18 protein-coding genes are annotated in these 24,450 nt (G+C 57.1%); 6 read left to right on the top strand and 12 right to left on the bottom strand.

All coding sequences use genetic code 11. The features are described 5' to 3' along the window. Position 1: 1 nt before the first annotated feature. The 7 genes from selB to C8N30_RS16170 form a co-directional block, all read right to left on the bottom strand. A complete protein-coding gene (selB, locus tag C8N30_RS16200) occupies positions 2–1,918 on the bottom strand; it encodes a selenocysteine-specific translation elongation factor (protein WP_025061749.1) in 1,917 nt (638 codons plus the stop codon). Next, entirely contained in the window at positions 1,915–3,303 is a 1,389-nt protein-coding gene (selA, locus tag C8N30_RS16195) for an L-seryl-tRNA(Sec) selenium transferase (RefSeq protein WP_025061750.1), read from the bottom strand. Before selA ends, selB begins: the two co-directional genes overlap by 4 nt. A 32-nt stretch (positions 3,304–3,335) precedes the next feature. After that, positions 3,336–4,880 (bottom strand): acetolactate synthase large subunit, encoded by a 1,545-nt coding sequence (locus C8N30_RS16190; RefSeq protein ID WP_025061751.1) that lies wholly within the window; start codon positions 4,878–4,880, stop codon positions 3,336–3,338. 20 nt (positions 4,881–4,900) lie between these two features. Next, positions 4,901–6,469, bottom strand: coding sequence for a class I adenylate-forming enzyme family protein (locus tag C8N30_RS16185; RefSeq protein WP_025061752.1), 1,569 nt, complete (start codon positions 6,467–6,469; stop codon positions 4,901–4,903). Between the two features lie 5 nt (positions 6,470–6,474). Beyond that, entirely contained in the window at positions 6,475–8,469 is a 1,995-nt protein-coding gene (locus C8N30_RS16180) for a TRAP transporter permease (protein ID WP_025061753.1), read from the bottom strand. Between the two features lie 78 nt (positions 8,470–8,547). Then, entirely contained in the window at positions 8,548–9,684 is a 1,137-nt protein-coding gene (locus C8N30_RS16175; protein ID WP_025061754.1) for a TAXI family TRAP transporter solute-binding subunit, read from the bottom strand. A gap of 351 nt (positions 9,685–10,035) precedes the next feature. After that, complete coding sequence (locus tag C8N30_RS16170) at positions 10,036–10,365, bottom strand: arsenate reductase family protein (protein WP_025061756.1); 330 nt, start codon at positions 10,363–10,365, stop codon at positions 10,036–10,038. Positions 10,366–10,690: 325 nt separating this feature from the next. Here C8N30_RS16170 and C8N30_RS16165 point away from each other — a divergent pair, with 325 nt between their 5' ends. Beyond that, positions 10,691–12,304 (top strand): long-chain-fatty-acid--CoA ligase, encoded by a 1,614-nt coding sequence (locus C8N30_RS16165; protein WP_025061757.1) that lies wholly within the window; start codon positions 10,691–10,693, stop codon positions 12,302–12,304. Between the two features lie 195 nt (positions 12,305–12,499). Here C8N30_RS16165 and C8N30_RS16160 read toward each other — a convergent pair whose 3' ends face one another. Next, entirely contained in the window at positions 12,500–12,745 is a 246-nt protein-coding gene (locus C8N30_RS16160; protein WP_025061758.1) for a hypothetical protein, read from the bottom strand. Between the two features lie 356 nt (positions 12,746–13,101). Beyond that, on the bottom strand, positions 13,102–14,007 hold the full coding sequence (locus C8N30_RS16155) for a hydrogen peroxide-inducible genes activator (RefSeq protein WP_025061759.1): 906 nt from the start codon (positions 14,005–14,007) through the stop codon (positions 13,102–13,104). A gap of 130 nt (positions 14,008–14,137) precedes the next feature. Between C8N30_RS16155 and katG the strand changes: the two genes are divergently transcribed. Beyond that, positions 14,138–16,357, top strand: a complete 2,220-nt coding sequence (gene katG / locus C8N30_RS16150; protein ID WP_025061760.1) for a catalase/peroxidase HPI — start codon at positions 14,138–14,140, stop codon at positions 16,355–16,357. Positions 16,358–17,011: 654 nt separating this feature from the next. Here the strand turns inward: katG and C8N30_RS16145 are convergent. Beyond that, positions 17,012–17,467, bottom strand: a complete 456-nt coding sequence (locus tag C8N30_RS16145) for a MerR family transcriptional regulator (protein WP_025061761.1) — start codon at positions 17,465–17,467, stop codon at positions 17,012–17,014. Between the two features lie 75 nt (positions 17,468–17,542). Between C8N30_RS16145 and C8N30_RS16140 the strand changes: the two genes are divergently transcribed. From C8N30_RS16140 to C8N30_RS16125, 4 genes are all read left to right on the top strand, one after another. Beyond that, a complete protein-coding gene (locus C8N30_RS16140) occupies positions 17,543–18,478 on the top strand; it encodes a cation diffusion facilitator family transporter (protein WP_025061762.1) in 936 nt (311 codons plus the stop codon). After that, on the top strand, positions 18,475–19,044 hold the full coding sequence (locus C8N30_RS16135; protein ID WP_025061763.1) for a methyltransferase family protein: 570 nt from the start codon (positions 18,475–18,477) through the stop codon (positions 19,042–19,044). Before C8N30_RS16140 ends, C8N30_RS16135 begins: the two co-directional genes overlap by 4 nt. Positions 19,045–19,241: 197 nt before the next feature. Then, positions 19,242–21,113, top strand: coding sequence for an ABC transporter ATP-binding protein (locus tag C8N30_RS16130; protein WP_025061764.1), 1,872 nt, complete (start codon positions 19,242–19,244; stop codon positions 21,111–21,113). 195 nt (positions 21,114–21,308) lie between these two features. Continuing rightward, entirely contained in the window at positions 21,309–21,962 is a 654-nt protein-coding gene (locus C8N30_RS16125) for a DUF2461 domain-containing protein (protein WP_025061765.1), read from the top strand. Between the two features lie 214 nt (positions 21,963–22,176). Here the strand turns inward: C8N30_RS16125 and arsJ are convergent, their stop codons facing one another. Further along, complete coding sequence (gene arsJ, locus C8N30_RS16120) at positions 22,177–23,454, bottom strand: organoarsenical effux MFS transporter ArsJ (protein WP_025061766.1); 1,278 nt, start codon at positions 23,452–23,454, stop codon at positions 22,177–22,179. Further along, on the bottom strand, positions 23,451–24,449 hold the full coding sequence (locus C8N30_RS16115; protein WP_025061767.1) for an ArsJ-associated glyceraldehyde-3-phosphate dehydrogenase: 999 nt from the start codon (positions 24,447–24,449) through the stop codon (positions 23,451–23,453). Before C8N30_RS16115 ends, arsJ begins: the two co-directional genes overlap by 4 nt. Between the last annotated feature and the right edge of the window lies 1 nt (position 24,450).

Below are 24,450 nucleotides of genomic sequence, written 5' to 3'. Positions count from 1 at the left end.
ATCAATTCGCATCATGGGTTGGAACCGAAATCGCCTTTGCCATACGGCGGGTATCGCCGCTGCGCAGGGTGATGGCGCATGTGTCGAAATGCTCGAGCAAGGGCACGATAACGCGCCGCGAGGTTTCAAGGGCAGAGCGGGCAGCGCTTGTGGTAAATTCATGCGGGGGCGGGAAGGCGCACAGCAGGGTCACGGCGGCGGATTGCACGGCCTGCGTGTCCAGAACAAGCCGCTGGTCAAGGCCCACATTGTGCAGCGCGGTGAGCGCTCTGGTGTCGATGCAAAGCGCCAGAAGGTCTGCGTCAGTCTGGTCATGGACAACTGTTGCTGCTGCTGGCGGTGACAGCCCCGCGGCGCGGAAAACAGTAATCATTTCAGCCATTCTTGAGTGTTGTTTGTCCGTCATCAGGGTAAGCGGATCGTGTGCCTCTAAGGTTAATCCTGCGCCTGCTTCTAGGATGTCACCATTATCAATTAAGACACGCTCGCAATAATCGAGCAAGGGCCGCGCAAAGTTCAGTTTCGCAAGGATTGTTCGTGCAGCAGCCAAATGCAGCGGAAACTGGATATGATAGGTCGCGAGCGCGCCGATTATTTCAGCCTTGCACCCGCTGATCCGCGAATGAGGGGCAATCAGATCGCCCTCCAACAGATCAAATTCAGGGAGTAGCGCGGTTTGTAAACCTGCCAAAGGTTTGCGTGAAAGGCGCGCCACATCAGACAATCGGGCAATACCTTTGGCACTGGCACTGGTGCAAAGAGCATGTGCGATATGGCATGGATCGCCGGCACTGGCCGCCTCTAGCACAGCAATACGCGAAGCGTCACCGGCCCGCGCCGGTGCTGCCAACGGGTCCAGAAACACAGCACCGCCAAGTGTTGCTGCGGGCGACAGCTGGCGCAGAATAGCGCGTTGGCCTGCAAATCCTGCGACAGGTCTCTTGAATCTGAGTTGTGCAAACGCGCTGTGTTTACTCCTGAGCTGGTCGCCCCCAAATATCCGCAAGTTCGCGACCACATGCGCGGTTCCGAACAGAACGCGCAGATCCTGATTATGCTTGAGCGGCGCGGGTGCATCGGGCAGAAGACTGATTTCAACATCGATACAAACGCTTGGCGCATAGCTGCCAGCGGCACACAAGACAGACCCGCGAGCGATATCGGCTACGGCCACGCCGCGCAGATTGGCGGCCGTTCGCTCGCCCGTGTGGACCGTCTCTCGCGGCAGACCGCGAGAGTGCAACCCCCGTATGCTCACCTTGCGACCCTCGGGCAGTACCACTGCCTCACCGCCCGTTGTCAGATCGGCCCCCAGCAAAGTGCCCGTTACGACAGTGCCAAGACCCGCAAGGGTGAAAATCCGATCAATAGGCAGGAAGCTGTCGGAAGGCGGGTTAACTTGCGTCGTACTTATCTTCAGAACGCTCTCGAGCGCATCATTCAGACTGTCCAGCCCGTCCCCTGTCAGGGCTGAGCAGAATATGATTGGTGCCGTGGCAAACACCGAATGTGCCAGCGCCGCGCGGATCTCGCGGCGCAAAAGGTCTTGTTCGGCCGTCTCGACCAGATCGGATTTTGTGATGGCGATTATGCCTGTTTCAATCCCAAGCAACTGCGCAATGCGCAGGTGCTCGAGCGTTTGCGCGGCGATGCCTTCGCGGGCGGAGATTACCAAGAGCGCCGCCCGCGCCCCACTGGCGCCCGCTACCATCGCCGCGATAAAATCCTCATGGCCTGGGGCGTCTACGAAATCAATCACACCTGCCGGATAGCTGCGGTGCGCGTAGCCGGGCGTGATTGACAATCCGCGCTGCTTTTCCTCCGGTAGGCTGTCGGTCTCGGTTCCTGTGAGGGCCCGGACAAGGGCAGACTTTCCGTGATCCACATGGCCGATCACCACAACACAAGCTTTGCTCATGGGGTCAAAATACGCGCGAAGGCGCGGGCAACCAATGAAACTTCTGGCGCCGTTACCGTGCGCGCATCAAGCATGATATGCCCGCGCTCGATCCGCCCCACCACTGGCGGGGTAGCCTTGCGCAACGCTGTGGCGAGGGCGTCTGCCGATAGGTGAGGCACACTCACGCTGACGGCGTAGCTCTCTAGATCCTGTTGTGGCAGGGATCCTGCGCCAGCGTAGGCTGTGCTGTTGTGGAGATCCACATCCGTGATCCCCACGTCCCACAATGCCTGCATCATCTCGCGGGCGCGTTGCTCAACTGCTTCTATCGGCTCTGACAGCATCGCCAAAACCGGCACGTCGCGCAACGGATCGTGGGGCGTGCGGTAGAGCCGCAATGTCGCCTCGAGCGCGGCAAGCGACAGTTTGTCGATCCGAACCGCCCGCATCAGAGGGTGTGATTTGAGTTGGGCCACGATATCGCGCCGACCCGCGATGATCCCCGCCTGCGGTCCGCCCAGCAGTTTATCTCCCGAAAACATCACTAGATCGACCCCAGATTTGAGGATCTCACCGACCACAGGTTCGTCTCCCAGACCGTAAGGCGACAGGTCAATCAACACGCCGCTGCCCAGATCTTCCATCAGGATGACATTCCGTTGCTTTGCCAGTTTGGCCAGCTCGCGGCGGTCGGGCGCAGCGGTAAAGCCGATGATCTTGAAATTGCTGGTATGGCTTTTCAGCAGAGCGGCTGTGGTATCATCGATCGCCTCATCGTAGTCGGAAATCCGGGTTTTGTTCGTCGCCCCAACCTCACGCAAGGTCGCCCCGCTTTGTGCAATCACATCGGGCAGACGGAAGGATCCGCCAATCTCGATCAACTCCCCTCGCGAGGCCACAACAGTGCGCCCCTGTGCTGTGGCCATCAGGCTCAACAGAACCGCCGCCGCACAGTTGTTTACCACCACAGCGGCTTGTGCCCCCGTTAGCTCGCAAATGAGCGTTTCGACATGGGTGTGGCGTGATCCGCGCTTGCCCGTGCCAAGATCCAGTTCAAGGTTGCTTGGACTTTCGCCTGCGACATGCATCGCCTGTAAGGCCTCGGGGGCCAGGCGCGCACGGCCCAGATTTGTGTGGATGATGATGCCCGTAGCGTTGATCACCGGCACCAGAGAGGGCGCGCGGCGCGCTTCGATCCGGTGCAACACGGTGGCTGCAAAAACAGCGCTTTCGAAATCTGGAAGGGCGGCATCCTCTGCCAGAATAGCGGCGCGCAGGTCCGCAATCACTCCTCGAAGTGCATCTACAGTCTCGGTGTGGCTAAAGAGGTCCACCAACGCGGCAATTGCCGGATAGGTCAGAAGCGTCTGAATTTGTGGCAAATTTTTCAGGGCGATAGTCATCGGATCAAGCGCCCCATCCTTTTGTTACCCACTCACAACACGATCTCGATCAGGTTAGGGCCACCGCTTTCCAGCCCGTCCTGCAGGGCTGCCTCAAGTTCTTCACATTCGCTTACGCGCACTGCAGGCACACCCATTGAGTGGGACATCTGAACCCAGTCCAGAGTTGGACGCTCAAGGCTGAGCATGTCCATCGCGCGCGGACCGGCGTTCTGGACGCCCACATTCGTAAGCTCCCCGCGCAAGATCTGGTAGCTGCGGTTGGCGAAAATCAGAACAGTAATGTCCAGTTTCTCACGCGCCATGGTCCAGAGCGATTGAACGGTATACATCGCAGACCCATCGCCGGTCATGCACATCACCTTGCGATCAGGGCAGGCAACGGCTGCGCCGATCGCCGCAGGCATGCCGTACCCGATAGAGCCGCCGCAATTGTTCAGCCATGTGTGTCGCGGTGCCCCCTTTGTCGCGGGAGAGAATGCGCGTCCCGAAGTCACGGACTCGTCGACGATTATCCCATCCTCGGGGATGGCGCGGGCAATGAGCGCTGCCAGATTATCGAGATTGATGCGCCCAGTGGGGCGCTCAGGTTGGGCGGCGGTAACAACATGTGCGGGGTCGGTATCTGTGGCACCTGCCGCAGCACACAGCGCCGTCAGCGCGCCCCCAAGGTCCGCACCCGCAGCTGCCAGTGTTGTGATCTCGGCGCCCTCCCGCGTCAGAATAGCAGGCTTGTTAGGATAGGCGAAAAATCCTATTGGGGCTCGGGCACCGATCAGCACGATCTGTTTGAAAGGCTCCAACACTTTCAAAGCGATATCAATCGGGTAGGGAACACGCCCGATGAACACCCGGCCTGCGCCACGTTCTAGCCGTGCATTGGACCATTCCGACAGCAGTGCGCAGCCGGTCTTGGCCGCGATGCGCCCCGCGATTTCGAGGTTTGCTTCCGTAAGGGCGGTACCGCCGAGCAGCAGCAAAGTCTCCGGCCCGTCGAGTGCTGATACGGCAGCCTCAAGCTGGCTCTCGTCAAAGGGGGCAGGGGCAGGCAGATCAATCGCACCATGGGCCACGCCACCTTCGTTCCACGCCGTATCGGAGGGCAGGATCAGCGAGGCGATCTGGCCCGGTGCGGTCATGGCGGACTGAACCGCCCGCGCAGCATCCGCGCCTACGGTGGCCACTGATTTCGAAGTATGAACCCAATGAGAAACAGGCCGCGCAATCCCCTCTATGTCGGAGGTCAGCGGTGCGTCCAACTCGATATGGGTTGATGCGTGCTCGCCGATGATGTTGACAACACCCGAGCCCGCCTTTTTCGCGTTGTGAAGGTTTGATAATCCGTTGGCCAGACCTGGCCCCAGATGCAGCAGTGTCGATGCGGGCTTGCCGGTCATCCGGTAGTAACCGTCCGCAGCACCGGTGGCGACTCCTTCTTGCAGAGCAAGGATCGACCGCATTCCGGGGATATGATCGAGGGCTGCCACAAAATGCATCTCGGACGTGCCAGGATTGGTGAAACAGACGTTCACCCCGTTGGCCAGCAAGGTCGTCACGAGGCTTTCTGCGCCGTTCATGGGGGTCGTTTTACTGTCAGTCACTGTGTTTCCTTTTCCCAATAGGGGGCGCGCAAGTCTTTTTTCAGGATTTTGCCGATCGTACTGCGAGGCAGGACATCGCGGATTTCTACAGCAGAGAGGCGGTGGCTCTTGCCCAGTTTGCTATTTGCTCTGGCAAGAATATCATCAGAGCTACGGATGGCATTTTCATCCAGCACAACCAGAGCCAGAGGCGTCTCGCCCCAAGCCTCCGAAGGGACACCGATTACGGCGGCATCGGTCACGTCGGGATCTTCGAGCAGGACAAGCTCCAGATCGTTTGCATAGATGTTCAGCCCGCCAGAGATAATCATATCCTTCTTGCGGTCGGAAAGAACCAAAAAGCCGTCGGCATCAAACGATCCCATATCACCGGAGCGGAAATAGATGTCTCCCTGCGGGTTGCGCCAGATGTAGTCGGAGGTCAGATCATCGCGGCCAAAGTAGCCGGCCATCATCGTGGGGCCGCGGCCGCAAATCTCGCCAACCTCGCCTTGTGGCACCTCTTTGCCGGCACTGTCGATGAGGCGGATGTCGTTGCCCGGTGCAACTTGCCCTACGGTGTGCAGTTTGGTCGGGTTGTCATCAGCTACCAGAACGGTCACGCCGCCGCCTTCTGTCAGGCCGTAATATTCGATCAGCTTGCCCGGAAAACGTGTCAGCACATCACGTTTTACATCTGCGCGCAGCGGCGCAGAGGTCGAGAATTTGATCCGCATTGACGACAGATCAAAGCTGTCGAAATCAGGGACATCCATGATGCGTTTATATTGAACAGGGACCAGCATGGTATGGGTGATCGCCTCTGCCTCGACAATCTGGAGATAAGCACGTGCATCGAATTTTGGCATAAGATATACAGTGGAGCCGCCAAAAAGCGTGGGTATGAACGACACAATGGTCGTGTTGGAATATAGCGGTGTAGAGATCAGCGTGCGCGCGTTGTCGTCGTATCCGTTCGGGGTAACCCGCTCCATCTGTGCGGCACGCATCTGGTGGTTGTGCACAATACCTTTCGGTGTGCCTGTGGTGCCGGAGGAATAGATGAGATTGAAGGGGTCGCTTAGAGATATGGATATTTCAGGATCGGTTTCGTTGGCTTGTGCCAGCGCGGCCTCGAAGTCCTCATATCCTTCTTGCGCAAAATCGATCGCAAAGCGGGATAGCGGCAGACCAGTGATAAAGTCTGCAATCAGTGGCGCATAGTTTTCAGCCACGAAGATGGCCTTCGCGCCGCAATCCTCGAGCATCTTTTTCAGCGCATCGGGGGACGCCATTGAGGAGAGTGGCGTTACACAAGCGCCGGCTTTGAGTATCCCGATAAACAACTCGGCGTAGGGGACCGAATTGGCTGACAGGATGGCGATGTTGTCGCCCTTGGCCACGCCAATGCCGAATAGCATTTGCGCGACCTTGTTTGTGCGGGCATCGAACGCGGCCCATGTGACACGCTGCGCGCCGCACACAAGCGCCAGCTTTTCTGGATGGCTGGCGGCATTGCTCCGCAGGCGTGTCACGATGTTTTCGGTTGGCGCTGTGGCAGAGTAGGGCGGTGTAATCTCTATCATTGCACTTACGCCGTTCTTGGATCAGTTTGATTGGCCCGCCACGCAAGGTAGAAGGGCAGCGCGCACAAAAGTGCACCAATGGCGAAGGACCCTGCATAGCTCAGCGGCAGCAGCTCTGTTTCGGGCTTTGCGATAAGAACACCGCCAACAAACAGCAAGATGCGCAAGGGATAGGCCATCGGCCCCTCGATTGGTCCAACAAGACTGATGTAGCCTTGCAAAGCCGAGGAGATCACTGCGACCCCGATCATCGCACTCGTCAGTGCGACCACAACCTCCCACGCAGGAGCCTGCCCGATGAGGGCAGGGTTAAGCACGAAGAAGAATGGCGCAATGTAGATCACCCCGCCGAGGCGCATGGCCTCGAACCCTGTTGCGATTGGATTGGAGCCCGCCATGGTCGAGGCCGCAAATGCGCCGAGTGCTACGGGTGGCGTGATGAAGCTGACCATACCCCAGTACAGGATGAACAAGTGGACAGCGAGTGTGTTGAGCCCGCCTGCTTCCAGCGCAGGCGCGAGGACCACCGCCAAAAAGATATAGCAGGCTGTGACTGTCATCCCCATGCCAAAGATGAACGCGGTAAGCGCGCCCATGCCCAGCAGGACCAACGTATTGTCACCGGCCATAAAGACCAGCTCGTTAACCAGTGTGCCAGCAAGACCTGTGGCTGAGAACGACCCAACGATGAGGCCAACGCCAAGCAAAATCGCGGTAAGCTCGGCCAGACCCATGCCGACACCGACAATCATGTTACCAAGGCGGACACGGTTGAGGCGGAAGCGTGCACGGAACTGGTTTACCACCAGCAAAAGTGCTGTCGCATAGAATGGCGCGGACGATTCCTGACGCAGACCGATCATCATATAAAGCAGGAGTGCAAACACGAAGATATAGGGCCAGCCTTCGGCCATGACGGCACGCAGCTGCGGGAGGTCGGGCTTCGGCAGGCCCTTGAGGCCGCGCTTTGCGGAATAAGCGTCGATGCCGGTGAACAGGCCCCAGTAAAACAGGATGCTGGGGATGGCCGCTGCGAGAGCGATCTCGACATAAGGGCGCGAAAGGAAGGAGGCCATAATAAATGCCGTGGCGCCCATGATGGGGGGCATCAACACACCGCCGGTAGAGGCACATGCCTCGGTCGCTGCAGCGGTTTTTGCGGAAAATCCGGTTTTGCGCATGGCAGGGATTGAAACGGCGCCGGTGGTCAACACGTTGGAAATGACCGAGCCGGACATCGATCCCATGAAACCACTGGCGAAGATTGATACTTTCGCAGCGCCACCGCGGTAGCCACCGACCATACCAAGCGCCAGATCGTTAAAGAACTGGCCGCCTCCGGTACGTTGCAGCACGGCCCCGAAGAGGATGAAGCCGATAACTACACCGCCAAAGGCCTTCATCGGGATGCCGAATGAGCTCTCGGAGGAGAAAACATGATAGGGAACGGTTTGCATGAACGTGCTCTGGAACCCCGAGAAAGGATCAGGCACCACACCCGCGAACGTCGGGTAGAACGCGAACAACGTAACAATGAGGAACAGGACAAGGCCCCCTGCACGCCGCGTTGCTTCAAGTACAAGAAAGAAGAAGACGACCGAGACATATTGCGCAGTCTGCGGCGCAGCATATTCCCAGCCCGACGAAAGGTTTTGTTGAGCTGTTTGCGCCAGATAGACCGTGCAGGCAGCCGCGATTCCGAAAAGACCCCAGTCGAGCAGGGAGGGCGTACCGCCCTTGCCTCCGCGCATCTGAAAAATCAGGAAGCTGAGTGCAAGATACATGCCGCCAAGGATGTAGAGATAGCGACCTTCGATCAGGACGATGCCCATGATCTGGAGGTTGAACAGCTGGTTTACGACCAGCACAAGCGACAAAAGCGTGCCAATTACTACGACCCAGCGCGCAGGTCCCGCAATGCGTTCTGCAGGGGTTTCTCCGTCGATGGCGACTTCTTCGATCCGCTTGGTGTTGGAGGATGCGTTGGTGGTATCGGTCATGGGGTTACTCTTTTGTGGGAAAATTACAGGGAATCCGGCCGGTCATCAGACCGGCCGGTTTCATCAGCGCAACATCGTTTAGAAAACGATGGAGAAACCGCCTGCTTCAAGCGCTTCACGGCGTGCCGTTGCCCATGCCGCCTCGAGATCGTCGGGGTTGGTCGCAACCAGCGCGTCCCAAGCTGCGATCAGGGCTGCCTGACGTGCGACCAGACCGTCGTTGTGTGCCTGTGCTTCATCCGACCATGCACCGGCTTCGGTGAAGTAGCGGATCGCACCGTCATGGTAGGGAACGACCCATTTCATGTTCTGCTTGTCCAGCGCCCAGCCGCCAATGCCCGGCGAGTTGCCGTCATAGGCAGGGAACAGCTCGACCATGGCTTTTGTCATGTTGTAGACCAGATCTTCATCTGCAGCGGCCATAGCAGTCAGCACAGGGTAGGCATAGCCTGCTCCCTGATACCCATCGGTGCCGTCAATGCCGGCGCCAACTGATGCAAGGTTTGTTTGGAAGAATGGCGCGATTGCCTGCAACCGGCCAACGGCTTCGGCATCGTCAGCATCGATAGGGGGCCAGAACAGACCACGTGGGCCCGCAGCAGCCTCATAGGCGCTGCCGGAGTTAGTAGATGCGAATGCCGCATCGACCTGACCTTCGATCAGACCTGTCCAGCTTGCGCCAAAGCCGCCGAAATCGACGCGGGTCACGTCATCCCATGTCAGACCGCCGTAAGCGAGATATGCCTCGGTGTTCACGTTGAGCGCGGGTGCGCCCACAATGTAGGCCACGCGCTTCCCTTTGAGGTCGGCGTAAGTTTCGATACCCAAATCTCCGGCAACACCAACCGATAGGTTGATCGCGCCGCCGTTATTGGCCATCAGCACGCGGATCGGCTGCGGACCCCAGTTTGCGGCGCCGAAGTCAAATACGCCTTCCTGCGCCATATAACTGCCGCCAACACCTGTTGCCGAAAACTCGACTCGGCCCTGACGCAGTGGTTCGGTGCGCGAGACGTCATTTTTGCCGGGCAGCACACGCAAGTTGATACCAGCAGCATCTTGCAATGCTGCACCGATGGCTACGGCCTGGTTATAGCCGGCAGAGCCGGTGTCATACGCGGTCCAGTTAAGTTGCTTTGGCAGCACGATATCCTGCGCCAGACCCATCGTTGTCGACAGTCCAAATGCAGCGATAGAAGCTGTAAAATAATTCATATTTTCCTCCCAAGTGGTTTCCGGTTTGCAAACAGGTTTTGCTGCAAATCTGATCGAACGGTTGCTGCATTTTGCGAAACAGCAATCCGCCCTGTGGAACGAGCGTAAGAATCTTTGGGCCAAAGTGTCAATAAAACTTCGGGAAACATCTGCATTTTTAACCGTCAATTTCCCCTTGACGCAGCATCGCAGTGTCTGAGTTTTTGCGACGATCCTCATATCGTCAGCTGGCGAAGGGCCTAAAACATCATAAACCTGCGAAATTCTGATCGTTTTGCAGGTCAGGTAAAGGCTCGTGCTATCCGGTTCTGCAAGTAGCCACAGATAATTGTTTAAGGGTGTTTCGTGGCTTCAGCGGGCCAAAACAGCGGCCTGAACGGCCTCGTTCCATCCAAGGTAGAACACACCTTCATCACGGATTACCGGACGGGCCATAACCTTTGGCTTGGCTGTGATCTGTGCCTCGGCATCCGAGTTTTTGAGCCAGTCATTCAGGGCGCGGTAATCGTTCGAGCTGCGGTCCACGAGATTGTCCCCGAACTCCAGGATCAATTCTGAAAGCTCCGCCTCGTCGAGCGGCTCTGCCCTGATATCGCGGAATGTGACGTCCTTGCCTACGGCTTCCAGCGCTTTAAGAGCCTTTTGACACACCGAACAAGTGCTCAGTCCATACATGATCATGGTGCAATCTCCTACGGTTTAGAGCTGAATCCGACGCTCACGATTAAAATAGGCGTTCCGGCCATTAATGACCATCCGCAAGTGTCAGCAGAAAGGCAAAGAGCAGTCCCTAAGCCTCATACGATAAAAACGTCTTTACCAAATCAAGTGGTAGTCAATCGGCAAACCGACAAATGCAATGTTCAATCTATGCTGTTACGCTACGTGCGCGGGGGGCAAAAGCCATGGACAGCCGCGCGCATATTTGGCCTATTTCGGCCGATAACGGATGCTGCGGTGCAAAAGCGCGCTGTGGCAGATTGCGCATAACAGGAAAGAGACGCCCATGTTTGGACAAATGATGCAAATGCCGCTGACAATCGGTAGCCTTATCGATCACGCCGCACGGTTTCACAGTGCAGGGGAGATCGTTTCGGTGGAGACGGCTGGCGGGATCGAACAGACGACATGGGGCACGGTGAGCGCCAATTCACGGCGTCTTGCAAGCGCGCTGCGCAAGCTGGGGTTGGAGCAGGGTGCGCGCTGCGGGACGATTGCATGGAATAACCGCCGCCATCTGGAGATATATTTCGGCGTGGCGGGGGGCGGGTTTGTCTGCCACACGATCAATCCGCGCATGGGACCAGAGCAGATGGTCTATGTAATCAACCACGCGCAGGATCAGGTTTTGTTTATCGACGCGACATTTGTTCCTGCGGCATCAAAGCTGGCGCCGGCATTGCAGCACTGCAAGCATATCGTGATGCTCGGGCCGCGCGACGATGCAGCGGCAGACGCGCTGCCGGGTCTGCTGTTTTTTGATGAATTGCTAGAGACAGGTAACGCGAATGAACCTTGGCCTGCGTTGGACGAGAACGCTGCATCGAGCCTGTGTTATACTTCCGGCACTACGGGCGATCCCAAGGGCGTGCTTTATTCGCACCGATCGACCGTGCTGCATACGCTTGCGGGAAATCAGCCCGATGGCATCAACATCTCGGCGATGGATACGGTGCTGCCGGTGGTGCCGATGTTCCATGTCAATGCATGGGGCGTTCCCTATATTGCCGCAATGACAGGCTGCAAACTGGTGCTTCCGGGGCCAAATCTGGATGGCAAGAGCCTTGTGAACCTTATTGACAGTACGCAAACCACACTCGCGCTGGGTGTGCCAACGATCTGGATGGGGCTGCTGGCCGCACTCAAAGAAACCGGATCGAAAATTCCTAGCCTCAAACGCACTGTTGTCGGTGGTTCCGCGCTACCACCCTCGATGATCCCGAAGTTTGCGGAATATGGTGTTGATCTCTTGCATGCCTGGGGAATGACCGAAACTTCGCCGCTGGGGTCAATGAACCAGCTGTTGCAACGCCACGTGAACCTGAGTGCGGAAGATCAGGCGGCAATCCGTCTGGGGCAGGGGCGTCCGCCTTACGGGGTTGACCTGAGGGTGGTGGACGAGGCGGGCGAAGTTCTGCCCCATGACGGCGCAGCGCAGGGTGATCTGCAAATTCGCGGTCCGTGGATTGTGGAAACATACTTTGGCAAGGACACCAGCGCGCTTACCGCAGACGGATGGTTTGACACCGGCGATGTGGCGACGATTGATTCCGAAGGATTTATGATTATCCGCGATCGCTCCAAGGATATCATCAAATCGGGGGGCGAATGGATCTCGACCGTAGCGTTGGAAAACATCGCCATTGCCCATCCTGCCATCGCCAACGCCGCCGCGATTGCTGCCTTGCATGTGAAATGGGATGAACGTCCCGTTCTTATCGCGGTCAAGGCCGGCGAAGTCAGCGAGGAGGAGTTGCTGGCATTCTACAAAGGCAAAGTCGAAAGCTGGCAGATACCAGACCGCGTCATTTTTGTGGACGAGTTGCCCATTGGCTCAACCGGCAAGGTGCAAAAGAACAAACTGCGAGAAGAATTTGGCAAGGTGCTGTTGGAGGGGTGAAGGGACAATGTCCCAGCCTTTTCCACTATGCCAACCTATCTTTGCAAGGCTTGGCTATGAAGTTGGCCTTGCAATAATAGTCTCGTCGCTTTTGTTTAAGACTACGATAATGGCGGTCACTTAAAACAAAACGACCCCCGAAAACGGGGGTCGTTCAATCAATTCAAGCAGATACTAAATCAGTATGTTGCTGTATTAGCCGCCGATTGGCGTTGTGGTCGTGCTCGACGATTTGTTGATCAATGAGCCGATTGCGATAGCTGCGAGTGCGCCGCCGATAACCGCTGGTGCACCAATTCCTGCGCCGCCTGCAAGCAACGGTGGAACGTATCCTGCATTTGGATCAACTTCGGCTTCTTCGGTACCGGCATTGAGTGAGCCAGCAAAAGAGGCTGTAGATGTAAGAGCCATTACGGCAGCAATTGAGATCACTTTAAACATATTCTTCGGTCCTTGTTTGCCAAATTTTTACTAGCGCGCGTCTGCATGAACTAGCATATTCCGTCATCGTCTATCTTAAGGCGTCGCAGCTTCTCGTACAGCACAAGAAAGTTGCTTCGCCTTCGGGCGTACCCTCTCTTTGGGTAAGGTGCTCAGAAGACTTGGAGCAAGCCAACCTTGCGTTTTCAAACCCTAGATTATTATTTTCTGACACAATAAGATTCCGCGTATGGCTAGACTCTAAGTCTTCTGGCAGCGCGATCCCGCTCAGGATGAAGGTCTGAATCGTCTAACTGTCTGTGATTAAGGATTTCTTTTGTGCTAAGAAAGTAGCATATATTGAGAGGTTCGAGGGTCTACAGGAAAGCAGGACGCTGCGCGGCTGCCTTGCGCACCAGCTCGGCAATGTCTCCAAGTTGCTTTGACAGTACGGATGTCTTCCGCCAGATCATTCCGACGGTGCGTTTGGGGTGGGGCGCGCCCATCTGGGCAATGCTCACCGCGGCGGAACGAGTTTCCACGGGGATCGCCATTTCCGGAATCAGTGTCACGCCTATACCCGCTCCGACCATCTGGACGAGTGTGGTCAGCGACGAGCCATCAAGCCCTTCACGCGGAAGGCTATTGCGGAGCGAGCAAAACGAAAGCGCTTGATCCCGAAAGCAATGCCCTTCCTCCAGCAAAAGCAGCTTCATCTGGCTCAGCGTGTTCATATCGGGCACGGGGCGATCGGCATCACCGGCAGGGCGTACAAGAACCATCGCCTCGTCAAAGAGTGCCACCTCGGTCAGGGCTGCCTCGGAGACGGGCAGGGCCACGATTGCGCAGTCAAGTTTGCCATCGCCCAGTTCCTCAATAAGTTTATGCGTCATCGTTTCGCGTACCATCAGGTCAATATCGGGATGGGCGGCGGTGATCTGCCCGATGATAGAGGGCAGCAGATAGGGCGCGATTGTGGGAATTACGCCAATGCGCAAACGGTCAAGTGCGGGTCCACCAGAGCCCCGCGCCATATCCGACAGCGCCTCGGCCTGCCGCAAGATATCTTTTGCGTGCGGTGCAAATTTTTCGCCAAAGAGGGTAAGGCGGACCTGTCGGGCACCCCGTTCAAACAATTGCTGGCCAAGCGCGCCTTCAAGCGCAGCGATCTGGGCGGACAAAGCAGGCTGGGAGATTGCGCACATTTCGGCAGCGCGGCCAAAATGCTCCTGGCGTGCGACTGCCTCGAAATAGCGAAGTTGTTTGAGCGTAAAGTTTATCATAGGTTAAGGTTATCGTTGCTATCGGAAAATCAAACTTAAACATATCGCTTCGATTTGATACTGCAAGGTTATAGGGATACGAATCCCCCCGATATTCTGAACAAGATTTACAAAGCGGAGAGAGACTATGATGGATGGATCAGACAACGGCGAAAAGGGCGGCTGCCCAATGGGTTTTGGCGCTGCCAGACAATCCACAAATGCTGCACGTTCCAATCGCGACTGGTGGCCAAACCAGCTTAACCTGAAAATGTTGCACCAGAACCAGCCCTCATCTGACCCGATGGGAGGCACATTCAACTACGCCGATGCGTTCAAGCAGCTTGATCTGGATGCATTGAAATCCGACATCTACGCGTTGATGAAGGACAGTCAGGACTGGTGGCCCGCAGATCACGGTCACTATGGCCCGTTCTTTATCCGCATGGCATGGCACTCCGCCGGCACCTACCGCACTGCGGACGGGCGCGGCGGATCGACCTCCGGCACGCAGCGGTTCGCACCTCTGAACTCATGGCCCGACAACGGCAACCTCGACAAGGCGCGCCGTCTGCTCTGGCCGGTCAAAATGAAGTACGGCAACAAGATCAGCTGGGCTGACCTGATGATTCTCGCGGGTAATTGCGCGCTCGAAGATATGGGCTTCAAGACATTCGGGTTTGCAGGTGGCCGGGAGGACATTTGGGAGCCCGAAGAGGATATCTATTGGGGCTCCGAGGACGAATGGCTGGAAAACTCCGGCGGTCCGAACAGCCGCTACTCCGGTAAGCGCGATCTTGAAAACCCGCTTGCCGCCGTGCAAATGGGACTGATCTACGTCAACCCCGAAGGTCCTGACGGCAATCCCGACCCTGCCGCCTCAGCCCATGACATCCGCGACACGTTTGCGCGCATGGCAATGAACGATGAAGAAACGGTAGCACTGGTGGCGGGTGGTCATACTTTTGGTAAAGCGCACGGCGCGGGTGACGCGGCCCATGTGGGCGTTGAGCCAGAAGGCGGCGGCCTTGAGGCACAGGGCTTTGGCTGGTTGTCCACCTTCGAAAGCGGCAAAGGGGTGCACACGATCACCTCAGGTATTGAAGGCGCGTGGACGCCCACGCCGATCACATGGGATATGTCTTATTTCGACACATTGCTGGACAACGAGTGGGAGCTGACAAAATCGCCCGCCGGTGCACACCAGTGGAAGCCTGCAAACGGCGCGATGGCAGACGCGGTGCCGGACGCACATTCCGAGGCCAAGCACCCGCCAATGATGACCACGGCGGATATGGCGATGAAAGTCGATCCTGCTTATTTGGAAATCTCCAAGCGATTCCATGCAGACCCCGACCTGTTCGCTGATGCCTTTGCGCGCGCATGGTTCAAGCTGTGCCACCGCGACATGGGGCCGGCTATCCGTTATCTGGGTAAGGAAGCGCCTAAAGAAACTCTTATCTGGCAGGATCCGATTCCAGCCGCCGATCCAAAAGCGGTAAGCGATGCAGACTTGGCCAAACTGAAAGAGCAGATCCTCTCGTCTGGTTTGAGCACAGCCGAGCTGGTGTCAACCGCGTGGGCTTCTGCGTCAACTTTCCGCGGCTCTGACAAACGGGGCGGCGCAAATGGTGCGCGCATCCGTCTGGCACCAATGAAAGATTGGGAAGTTAACCAGCCAGTACAGTTGGCAAAGGTGCTTGATAAACTTGAGAACATCCGCGCAGCGTCCGGCACCGCAATCTCGATGGCAGATATCATCGTGCTGGCCGGTACCGCAGCGGTAGAAGCGGCGGCGAAAGCGGGGGGATACGATGTATCTGTGCCCTTCACGCCTGGCCGTGGTGATGCCACCCAGGAACACACAGATGTCGAAAGTGTCGATGTGCTCAAACCTGCGGTGGACGCCTTCCGAAACTACCAGAGCCGCGAGTTCAAAGTATCTGCCGAGGAGCTGATGGTGGACCGCGCCCAGTTGCTAACACTCACTGCACCGGAGATGACCGTTCTGGTTGGTGGTTTGCGGGTACTGGGTGCAAACTATGAGGGCACAAACCACGGCGTCTGGACAGACAAGCCAGGGACGTTGAGCAACGACTTTTTCCGGGCACTGATGGATATGAGTGTGACGTGGAAAGCGACCTCTGATGCGCAGGATGTGTTCGAGGCCCGCGATACCAAAACCGGTGAGGTCAAGCGGACAGGTACCCGTGTCGATCTCGTGTTCGGCTCCAACAGCCAGTTGCGTGCGCTGGCAGAGGTGTACGCCGCAGGCGATGGCGAGGCGCTGTTTGTACAGCAATTCGTTGATGCATGGGTCAAGGTGATGGAACTGGATCGCTTTGATCTGGACCGCTCTGTCCTGCGTTAAACTACAAGACTAAATGACAGCAGGGGGCGCTCTTTCATCGGAAGGGCGCCCTTTTTTCACGTTTGTGCCAATTTGATGAAACGCCTCTTCGCCTGAAAGTGGTCTTCTTGCGGCGTGCCGCCGCCGGTATACGAGGGCACGGAGTACGTAGAAGGCAGCGGTTGATTATGAATTGGAAGGCAACTACCGCCAGGGCCGCGGAGTGCGAGATTCTTACACCAAGTGCTCTTACGCAGGTTACATACGATAGACGTTGTATCCGCAGGTATCGTACCGGACGCCGCTATACTGCACCGCATAAAGACATATCGTAAAACCGATATAACACAGGTTTTTCCGGATGTCCTCGGACTATTCTGGATAGTGAAATTGTGCCCCCCCGCACGTCTTCACGTCTGGGAGATAACGCTTTGAAATTTATATGTTAGATTTTTATATCATCCGGCACCCACATTGATACGCCCAAACCACTTCTCTTGGTTGAAATGGCTGACACTATGTGTCGAACGTCAGATGAGTCTGATATTTATGTCATCTACATAGCCAAAAACCTAAAACTGGACCTTGGTGCAACATGCGGCGAAGGTCCGATACGAGCCCAACCTGCTCACTTGTCAGAGTTCAGCGAATGTCTGGTTAAGCCATGACGTTTGCTTAATCGCTGTTTGTCATAGACGGGTTTGTTGGTGCTTCATGCGCGCCGATGCACAGACGGTGATCGCCGAGCACCTGAATAACGCGGCAATCCCCAGCTTGCCCTTTATCGTCCGCGTTTGCCATCCGCGCCAGTTCTTTGCGAAGCTGTGCAAGAATGGTCATGCGTCGGTCCACTGCCGCGAGCTGCTTTCGAGCTATCTCATGTGCGGGCGCACAATCTTCGGTCGGTTCTTCGGCCAGAGCCATCAAATCCGCGACATCATCGAGCCCGAACCCCAGTTCCCGCGCATGGCGCAGAAATGCAAGCCGTTCGAGTGCGACGTCGTCGTATCGCCTCTGCCCGCCTTCCGTGCGCGCAGGTGACGGGATCAGACCGCGGCTTTCGTAATAGCGGATCGTTGTCACCTTCACGCCTGTCTGGCGCGACATCTGCCCAATTGAATACTCTTTCACATTTGCCCCTTGAAGCTACAGCCGCTGTAGATCGTATCTACATGAGAAGGAAACGAATCAAAAGGAGCTACCTGTATGGGGCACGGCCATCATCATCACGTCGATCCCGAAGCGGGCGACCGACGCGTGTTTGCCGCTATTGCGGTCAATATGGGGCTCACAGTCGCGCAGGTCATAGGCGGTATCATGTCCGGATCGCTGGCTTTGATCGCGGACGCGCTTCATAATTTCTCCGACGCGATCTCGCTCATCATCGCTTTCGGCGCGCGCAAGATAGCGCGACGGCCACGGGACGCGGAGATGACTTTCGGCTATGGCCGGGTCGAGGTTGTGGCGGCACTCATTAACTACACAACACTGATCGTGATCGGCCTCTATCTACTTTATGAGGCCGCGATGCGCTTTGCCGATCCGCAGGATGTCGAGGGTTGGATTATCGTCGTCATCGCAGGCATCGCGCTCGCTGTTGATGTGGTGACGGCTATGCTGACTTACACCATGTCCAAATCCAGCGTAAACATCCGTGCGGCCTTCCTGCACAATGTGGCTGATGCACTCGGCTCCGTAGCCGTGATCTTCGCGGGCGCACTGATCCTGCTTTACGACTGGCGGCTGATCGACCCTATCGTGACGGCTTTGATCGCGGGTTATATCCTGTGGCAATCGTTCCGCGAGATTGGCCCGGTCATTCGCATCCTGATGCTGGGCTCGCCGCCCGAGATCGAGACGGAAGCTGTCCTCCATACGGTGCGCGGCATCGACGGCGTGACCGGCATCCATCACGCGCATTTCTGGCAGATGGACGAACATCGCGCTGCGCTCGACGCTCATATCGTTATTGCGGAGGGCCGCTGGAATGACGCAGATGCTGTAAAGGACCGGATCAAGGCCGCACTGTCCGACCAATTCGGTATCGAGCACACCACTCTGGAGCTGGAATGCGCGCGCCACGCTTGCGATGATAAATCCGAGTTCGGCGGGCGAGGACACGGCGAGGAGCAGCACGGATGAGCGATATGGTTCCTGTCATGCTGATCATCGCCCTTTTCTGCGAAGCTACATTGATCGCGATGCTGGTCTGGTCGATCTTTGTCCCGGATCGCCGCCTCTGGCCCCCTCGGCAGGTGAGTTGGCTTAGTCAGATCATGGTTTGGATTCCAACTGTCGCAGTATCTGGATCTGCCATTGTTATTGGTATCGCAGAATGGAATGACTTGAACTGGCCGCTCTGGTTCCAATGGGGAGTGGGCTTGCCGCTGATCTTTACGGGCAATGCCGTGGTATGGCCTGCGGTCTTGCGTATCGGCCTCGATGCAACCAGCGGCGCGGAAGCGGAGCTGAAGACTGACGGTGTCTACCGCTGGTCGCGAAACCCGCAATACGTCGCTGACATGGGAATACTGCTCGGATGGGCGATCCTGTCCGCCGCTCCGTCTGCATGGATCATCGCGATAGGCGGCGTAGTCGCCTTTGCACTCGCACCCATCGCCGAAGAACCTTGGCTCGGAGAGGTCTACGGTGCGCCTTACCGTCGATACCGCACCCGCGTTCCACGCTTCTTTAGCGTACCGAGATAACTATGGTTTTATCAACAGCGACCAGTTGAAACCACTCCGCATAAGAGACCTCGGCGCAGTTTGCAGCGAAGGTCCGGTGTCCGCCCTTCGAAGCGATAGTTGCCGTTTCGAGTTATTAGCAACCATCTCGGTCCATGGACGCGGACCCAGACGAGGTTCAACGGGACACCAAGGTCATTGGCCCTATATTAAACCTCATGAGTTTGACCGATCGCATCTTTCGCCCCTTCGAGACCCTGGTCCGCCCCTTCGATCTTCCGATCAGTCCGATGCCCGGCAGCGGGGTCTGGGCGCTGATCTGGCACTTTGCCCGCCTGTTCCGTGGGGTGCTGATAACAGTGAGCGTCCTGTCTGTAATATCGGCCGGGATCGGGCTGGCCGTCATCTGGGCCCTCGCATTCTTGGTCGACGGTGTGACGGCTCAAGGCGCGGCGGCATTCGTCGCCTCCGAGGCATGGACCCTTGGCGCGTTGATCGTACTCTTCGCGGTGATCGACCCACTCGTCACCTTCGTACGCGGTGCGTTTATGGCGCAGACGGTACAAGTGCTACTGCCGGCCGCGATGCGTTGGCAGTCGCACAAGGCGGTCGAGAGACAGGACGTCGCCTTCTTCGAGGACGTCTTTGCGGGGCAGGTTGCCAGTCGCATCGGTCAGGTTACCGGAGCGGTACAGCGCTCGATGATGATCGCGATGCAGATGGTGCCCCGCGTTATTGTGTCTTTCGGCGGGGCCGCAGCCCTTTTGGCCGCATTGTCGCCGATGCTGGCCCTTCCGGTGGTGGTCTGGATTGTCCTGAATGTAGTGCTGGCTTGGTTCGCCGTGCCGGTCTACGCCGCCCGCTCACGCAAGGTGGCCGCAGCCACCAGCCGGGCGACGGGGGCAATGACGGACGTCTACTCCAACATTGCCATGGTCAAACTTTTCGCCGCCGAAGATAGCGAAGCTGGAGCAATCCGGAAAGTGATCGGCCAGACCATCGACACCCAGCACCGCGAAAATCGCGCCTACGTGTCGACGGATGCCTTGGTTCATCTGCTCAACGTGTCGCTTGTCGTGTCGATATTCGCAGTGGGCCTCTGGGGGCTCGTTGTCGGGTTCGTCACGCTGGGTGACTTCGTCGCGGCCGCCGCGATCGCGCGGACGCTGTCAGCGTCCTCGGGGATGTTCATCGGATTGGGGCAGTCGATCAGCCGCGCCTACGGCACAATCGCCGACGCAATGCCGATCATGACCACACCTCCCACTCTGACAGATGCACCGGATGCACCCGACCTGTCCGTGCCCAGTGGAAGGATCACCTTTGAAGGCGTGACTTTCGGCTATGGCGACGCCGACCCGGTCGTCCGCGATTTGTCGTTGGAACTTGCCCCCGGAGAGCGGGTCGCGCTGGTGGGTCTTTCTGGCGCGGGAAAATCGACACTCGTCTCCTTGCTGATGCGGTTGCGCGACGTGGGCGGCGGTCGGATCGCCGTCGATGGCCAAGACGTGCGCGACGTGGCGCAGGCGTCCCTGCGGCGTCGTATCGGCGTTGTGACGCAAGACGTTGATCTGCTGCATCGATCGGTCCGCGACAACATCCGGTACGGCCGCCCAGACGCCACGGATGCCGAGGTCGAGGCCGCGGCCAAGGCCGCGCAAGCGATGGAGTTCATCCGAAATCTACGCGACGACAAGGGGCGCACTGGGCTCGACGCCTTTGTCGGCGACCGGGGCGTCAAGCTCTCGGGCGGTCAGCGGCAGCGCGTGACGATCGCGCGCGTCCTTCTGAAGGATGCCCCGATCCTGATCCTTGACGAGGCGACCAGCGCGCTCGACAGCGAAGCTGAGGCCGCGATCCAGTCCAATCTCGAACGGCTGATGGCGGGCAAGACAACGCTAGCCATCGCCCACCGCCTTTCCACCATCGCCGCGATGGACCGCATCGTGGTGATGGAGGACGGCCGGATCGCCGAGGTCGGCACGCACGAGACGCTGCTGGCGATGGGCGGGCTTTACGCCAGACTTTGGCGGCGGCAATCGGGTGGTTTCCTCGCACCGAACTTGTCCGAACCCGATGCAGCCGCTTGATGCCGACGGGACAGGAACGACCTAACCCTACATTGAGCAGTATTTGCAAATTTCTTTCAGGCTTCGAAGAAGCGGAGCTTCAAGTGCATTGAGGTCAGACGAAAAACACATGGCTGTTCTTTTGAGCCGACCCTACAAAGATATCACAGGAACGCAGTCCAACCTCGTGGCAACTGCAAAACAGGAGCGGCACTCATGGTAGAACCCGAAACATTTATGTTCCTTTCAGATTTGGCAACGAACAATCGCAAAGCCTGGATGGACGCACACCGCGAGGAACGCGACGATGCTCTGCGCAACTTTTCAGGCATTGCGATGACACTCCACGATTATGCGGATCGTTTTGATCCTTATGTGGCTGAGACAAAGAACAAACCCAAGCAAAGTTACTCCAAGTTCTTTCAGGAGGCGCGCGATCGCGTCGGGCCCGGTCTTTACCGCACGGACGTGGATGTGTTTGCAAACGCAGGTAATCCAGTCGAAGACGTCGGATATTATCTCCATATCGAACCCGGGAATTGCCATGCAGGGGCTGGGCTTTTTCAACCCTCCAAGTCAGCGCTTGCAAAGTTGCGCACACGTTTAGTCGATGATCCGCAGGGCCTTGTCGAAATTACGACTGATCCTGAGTTCAAAGTGGCGTTTCCAGACGGAATTGTCTCACGAAAGATGTTGGGTGCTGTGCCTGACGGCTTTGACAGCAAGGGTCCGGCAATACCCTATCTGAAAATGGTCGGCTTAGGGTGCCGCAAAGACATACCAGACGCGCTTTTATTGGGCGACGACGTGATTGATCCGTTGATTGAGATCTTCCGCTCAGCCAACCAGTTGGTGCGGTACTTTGACTGATCACCCGAGCGAACGTGTTTTATTGCAGCCGTGCTGTTACCGTTGCCAGCCACGAGTGCTTTCGGCCCGAACCGGACGCTGGTGATTTTCGCAGCTAAGGTCTGGTTCGAGCCCATTTTACCTCTATTGCCGCTTTGCAGCTAAAGTCTGCTTTTGCCCAGAAGGATACCCATCTCCAGTGCAATCCAGACAGCGAGGTTCTTTTCAAAAATATTTACGCGGCAGCTTCATCGGATTTTGGCGCTTTAAGTTGGGCTGTTCCGAGCCAGCTAAGACCGATCATCACGGCGGCGGTGGCGAGGCACAGTGAAAGCCCACCAATCTGGTACGTGAAACCGGATAGGACCGTGCCAACCAATCGGCCTGCAGCGTTGGCCATATAGTAAAAGCCGACATCCATCGTGACCCGTTTTGCATCCGTAAAGCTAAGGATGAGAAACGAATGCAGGGCTGAGTTCACGGCGAAGATGCCGCCAAAGACCAGAAGACCCAGCACAATAGTTGCTGTAAGCACATTCGATGGTTCAGGGACCAACCAGAGCAGGCCTGCAAGAAATGCTGGCACGAGGATCAATAGACCAACCCACCGTTTTGCCAGTGCCAGAATTTGCAAGTCTGTCCGCAACGCCGCCTTTAGGATGCGCGGTGTTGAGCCTTGGATGATACCATAAAGGATCGTCCAGACGGCCATAAACGTCCCTATCATGAAGAAGGCCGTGCGGTTTCCCTCCGTACTGCCGTCCGACAACACCGCATAGAAATAGATCGGAATGCCGACCACGAACCATACGTCCCTTGCCCCGAAGAGGAACAGCCGCGAAGCACTGAGCCAGTTGATGTTGCGGTTCTTGGAGAACACTTCAGTGAACTTTGCGTCCTTGCGTCCCACTGGCAGGCCCGTTGGCATGCCGATCACCACTCCGATCAGGATTAGGAAAAGGATTGCTGCCATCGTCAGCACAGAAGGAACGAACCCGAAGACGGCGAGCAATACCGCGCTCAATAGAAAGCCGCTGCCTTTCACGGCATTCTTTGATCCGGTCAGGGTCGCAATCCAGCGGAACAGTCCTCCGCCCGACGTCGGCGCAAGGACTTTCACTGCGCTCTTGGAACTCATCTTGGCCAAATCCTTGGCCACGCCAGACAGGCCCTGTACCAGCATTACAAACACCACAGATGCGGTGATGCTCCACGCTGGATCAAGCTGGGCAAGAGCCAGTAGCGCGACAACCTGCAACGACAAACCCATATAAAGCGTCGACGTCAGTCCGAACCGTGCCGCGATCCAACCTGCGGATAGGTTGGTCACCACACCTGCGATCTCATACAGCAGAAACAGATAGGCCAGTTGCACTGGCGAGAAACCCAGCGTGTGAAAGTGCAATAGTACAAGCATCCGCAGCGCACCATCGGTCAGCATGAACGCCCAATAGGCGGCGGTCACCGTGATGTAGGCGGCAAATCCTGTTGCCCGTTCTGGTGGCTGTGTCACAGCTTGCCGCCAACCATAAGCGCAACATCAACCAAGCGATGCGCATAGCCCATCTCGTTATCATACCACGCGTAGACTTTGAGCTGGGTGCCGTTCACGACCATCGTTGACGGTGCATCAATGATACCGCTGCGTTGATCGTTGGTATAATCAGATGAGACCAAGGGGCGGGTTTCATAACCAAGGATACCTTTAAGCGGCCCTTCAGCGGCAGCTTTGAACAGTCCGTTCACCTCTTCCACAGTCGTTTCACGGGCCATTTCAAACACGCAATCCGTGATGGACGCGTTCAAAAGCGGCACCCGCACCGCATGGCCATTCAACTTGCCCTTCAACTCAGGATAGATCAGCGTGATCGCCGTAGCAGAGCCAGTTGTGGTCGGGATAAGGTTGGTCAGCGCCGACCGCGCGCGGCGCAGATCCTTGGCGGGGCGATCTACAATCGTTTGCGTGTTGGTCACATCGTGGATAGTCGTGATCGAGCCGTGCTTAATACCGATCCCTTCGAGAAGAACCTTCACCACAGGCGCGAGGCAGTTGGTCGTGCAGCTTGCCGCCGTAACAATCTGGTGGATGGTCGTGTCGTAAATTTCATCGTTTACCCCATAGACGATATTGGCCGTCGGCCCGTCTTTGACCGGCGCTGAGACGACAACTTTTTTCACGCCCGCAGCAAAATAGGGGGCCAGCTTGGCCTCTGTCTTGAACGCGCCTGTGCAATCAATCATCACATCCACGCCGTCCAGCGGTAGCTCTTCCAGATTGCGGGTGCTGGTGACAGGAATGCGAATCCCGTCGATGCTGACCGACGTATCATCAGCCTCAAACGCCGCAGGCCAGCGGCCATGGACGGAATCAAATTCGAGCAGATGTGCATGCATCGCGGGATCACCAACCGCGTCGTTGATAAATGCAATTTTTCCGCCGCGCTCCAAAATCGGGCGAAGGGCGAGTTTACCGATGCGGCCAAGGCCGTTGATAGCGTAGGTGGTCATA

This window comes from Sulfitobacter guttiformis (genome assembly GCF_003610455.1).
GTDB lineage: Bacteria > Pseudomonadota > Alphaproteobacteria > Rhodobacterales > Rhodobacteraceae > Sulfitobacter > Sulfitobacter guttiformis.
Note: the sequence above shows the minus strand (reverse complement) of the source record. Positions and strands in the feature narration are given on the sequence as shown.

Excerpts from the sequence above, each read along its gene's own strand:
- selB (WP_025061749.1), bottom strand. The coding sequence starts at position 1,918 with ATGAGCAAAGCTTGTGTTGTGGTGATCGGCCATGTGGATCACGGAAAG.
- selA (WP_025061750.1), bottom strand. The coding sequence starts at position 3,303 with ATGACTATCGCCCTGAAAAATTTGCCACAAATTCAGACGCTTCTGACC.
- C8N30_RS16190 (WP_025061751.1), bottom strand. The coding sequence starts at position 4,880 with ATGAACGGCGCAGAAAGCCTCGTGACGACCTTGCTGGCCAACGGGGTG.
- C8N30_RS16185 (WP_025061752.1), bottom strand. The coding sequence starts at position 6,469 with ATGATAGAGATTACACCGCCCTACTCTGCCACAGCGCCAACCGAAAAC.
- C8N30_RS16180 (WP_025061753.1), bottom strand. The coding sequence starts at position 8,469 with ATGACCGATACCACCAACGCATCCTCCAACACCAAGCGGATCGAAGAA.
- C8N30_RS16175 (WP_025061754.1), bottom strand. The coding sequence starts at position 9,684 with ATGAATTATTTTACAGCTTCTATCGCTGCATTTGGACTGTCGACAACG.
- C8N30_RS16170 (WP_025061756.1), bottom strand. The coding sequence starts at position 10,365 with ATGATCATGTATGGACTGAGCACTTGTTCGGTGTGTCAAAAGGCTCTT.
- C8N30_RS16165 (WP_025061757.1), top strand. The coding sequence starts at position 10,691 with ATGTTTGGACAAATGATGCAAATGCCGCTGACAATCGGTAGCCTTATC.
- C8N30_RS16160 (WP_025061758.1), bottom strand. The coding sequence starts at position 12,745 with ATGTTTAAAGTGATCTCAATTGCTGCCGTAATGGCTCTTACATCTACA.
- C8N30_RS16155 (WP_025061759.1), bottom strand. The coding sequence starts at position 14,007 with ATGATAAACTTTACGCTCAAACAACTTCGCTATTTCGAGGCAGTCGCA.
- katG (WP_025061760.1), top strand. The coding sequence starts at position 14,138 with ATGGATGGATCAGACAACGGCGAAAAGGGCGGCTGCCCAATGGGTTTT.
- C8N30_RS16140 (WP_025061762.1), top strand. The coding sequence starts at position 17,543 with ATGGGGCACGGCCATCATCATCACGTCGATCCCGAAGCGGGCGACCGA.
- C8N30_RS16135 (WP_025061763.1), top strand. The coding sequence starts at position 18,475 with ATGAGCGATATGGTTCCTGTCATGCTGATCATCGCCCTTTTCTGCGAA.
- C8N30_RS16130 (WP_025061764.1), top strand. The coding sequence starts at position 19,242 with ATGAGTTTGACCGATCGCATCTTTCGCCCCTTCGAGACCCTGGTCCGC.
- C8N30_RS16125 (WP_025061765.1), top strand. The coding sequence starts at position 21,309 with ATGGTAGAACCCGAAACATTTATGTTCCTTTCAGATTTGGCAACGAAC.
- C8N30_RS16115 (WP_025061767.1), bottom strand. The coding sequence starts at position 24,449 with ATGACCACCTACGCTATCAACGGCCTTGGCCGCATCGGTAAACTCGCC.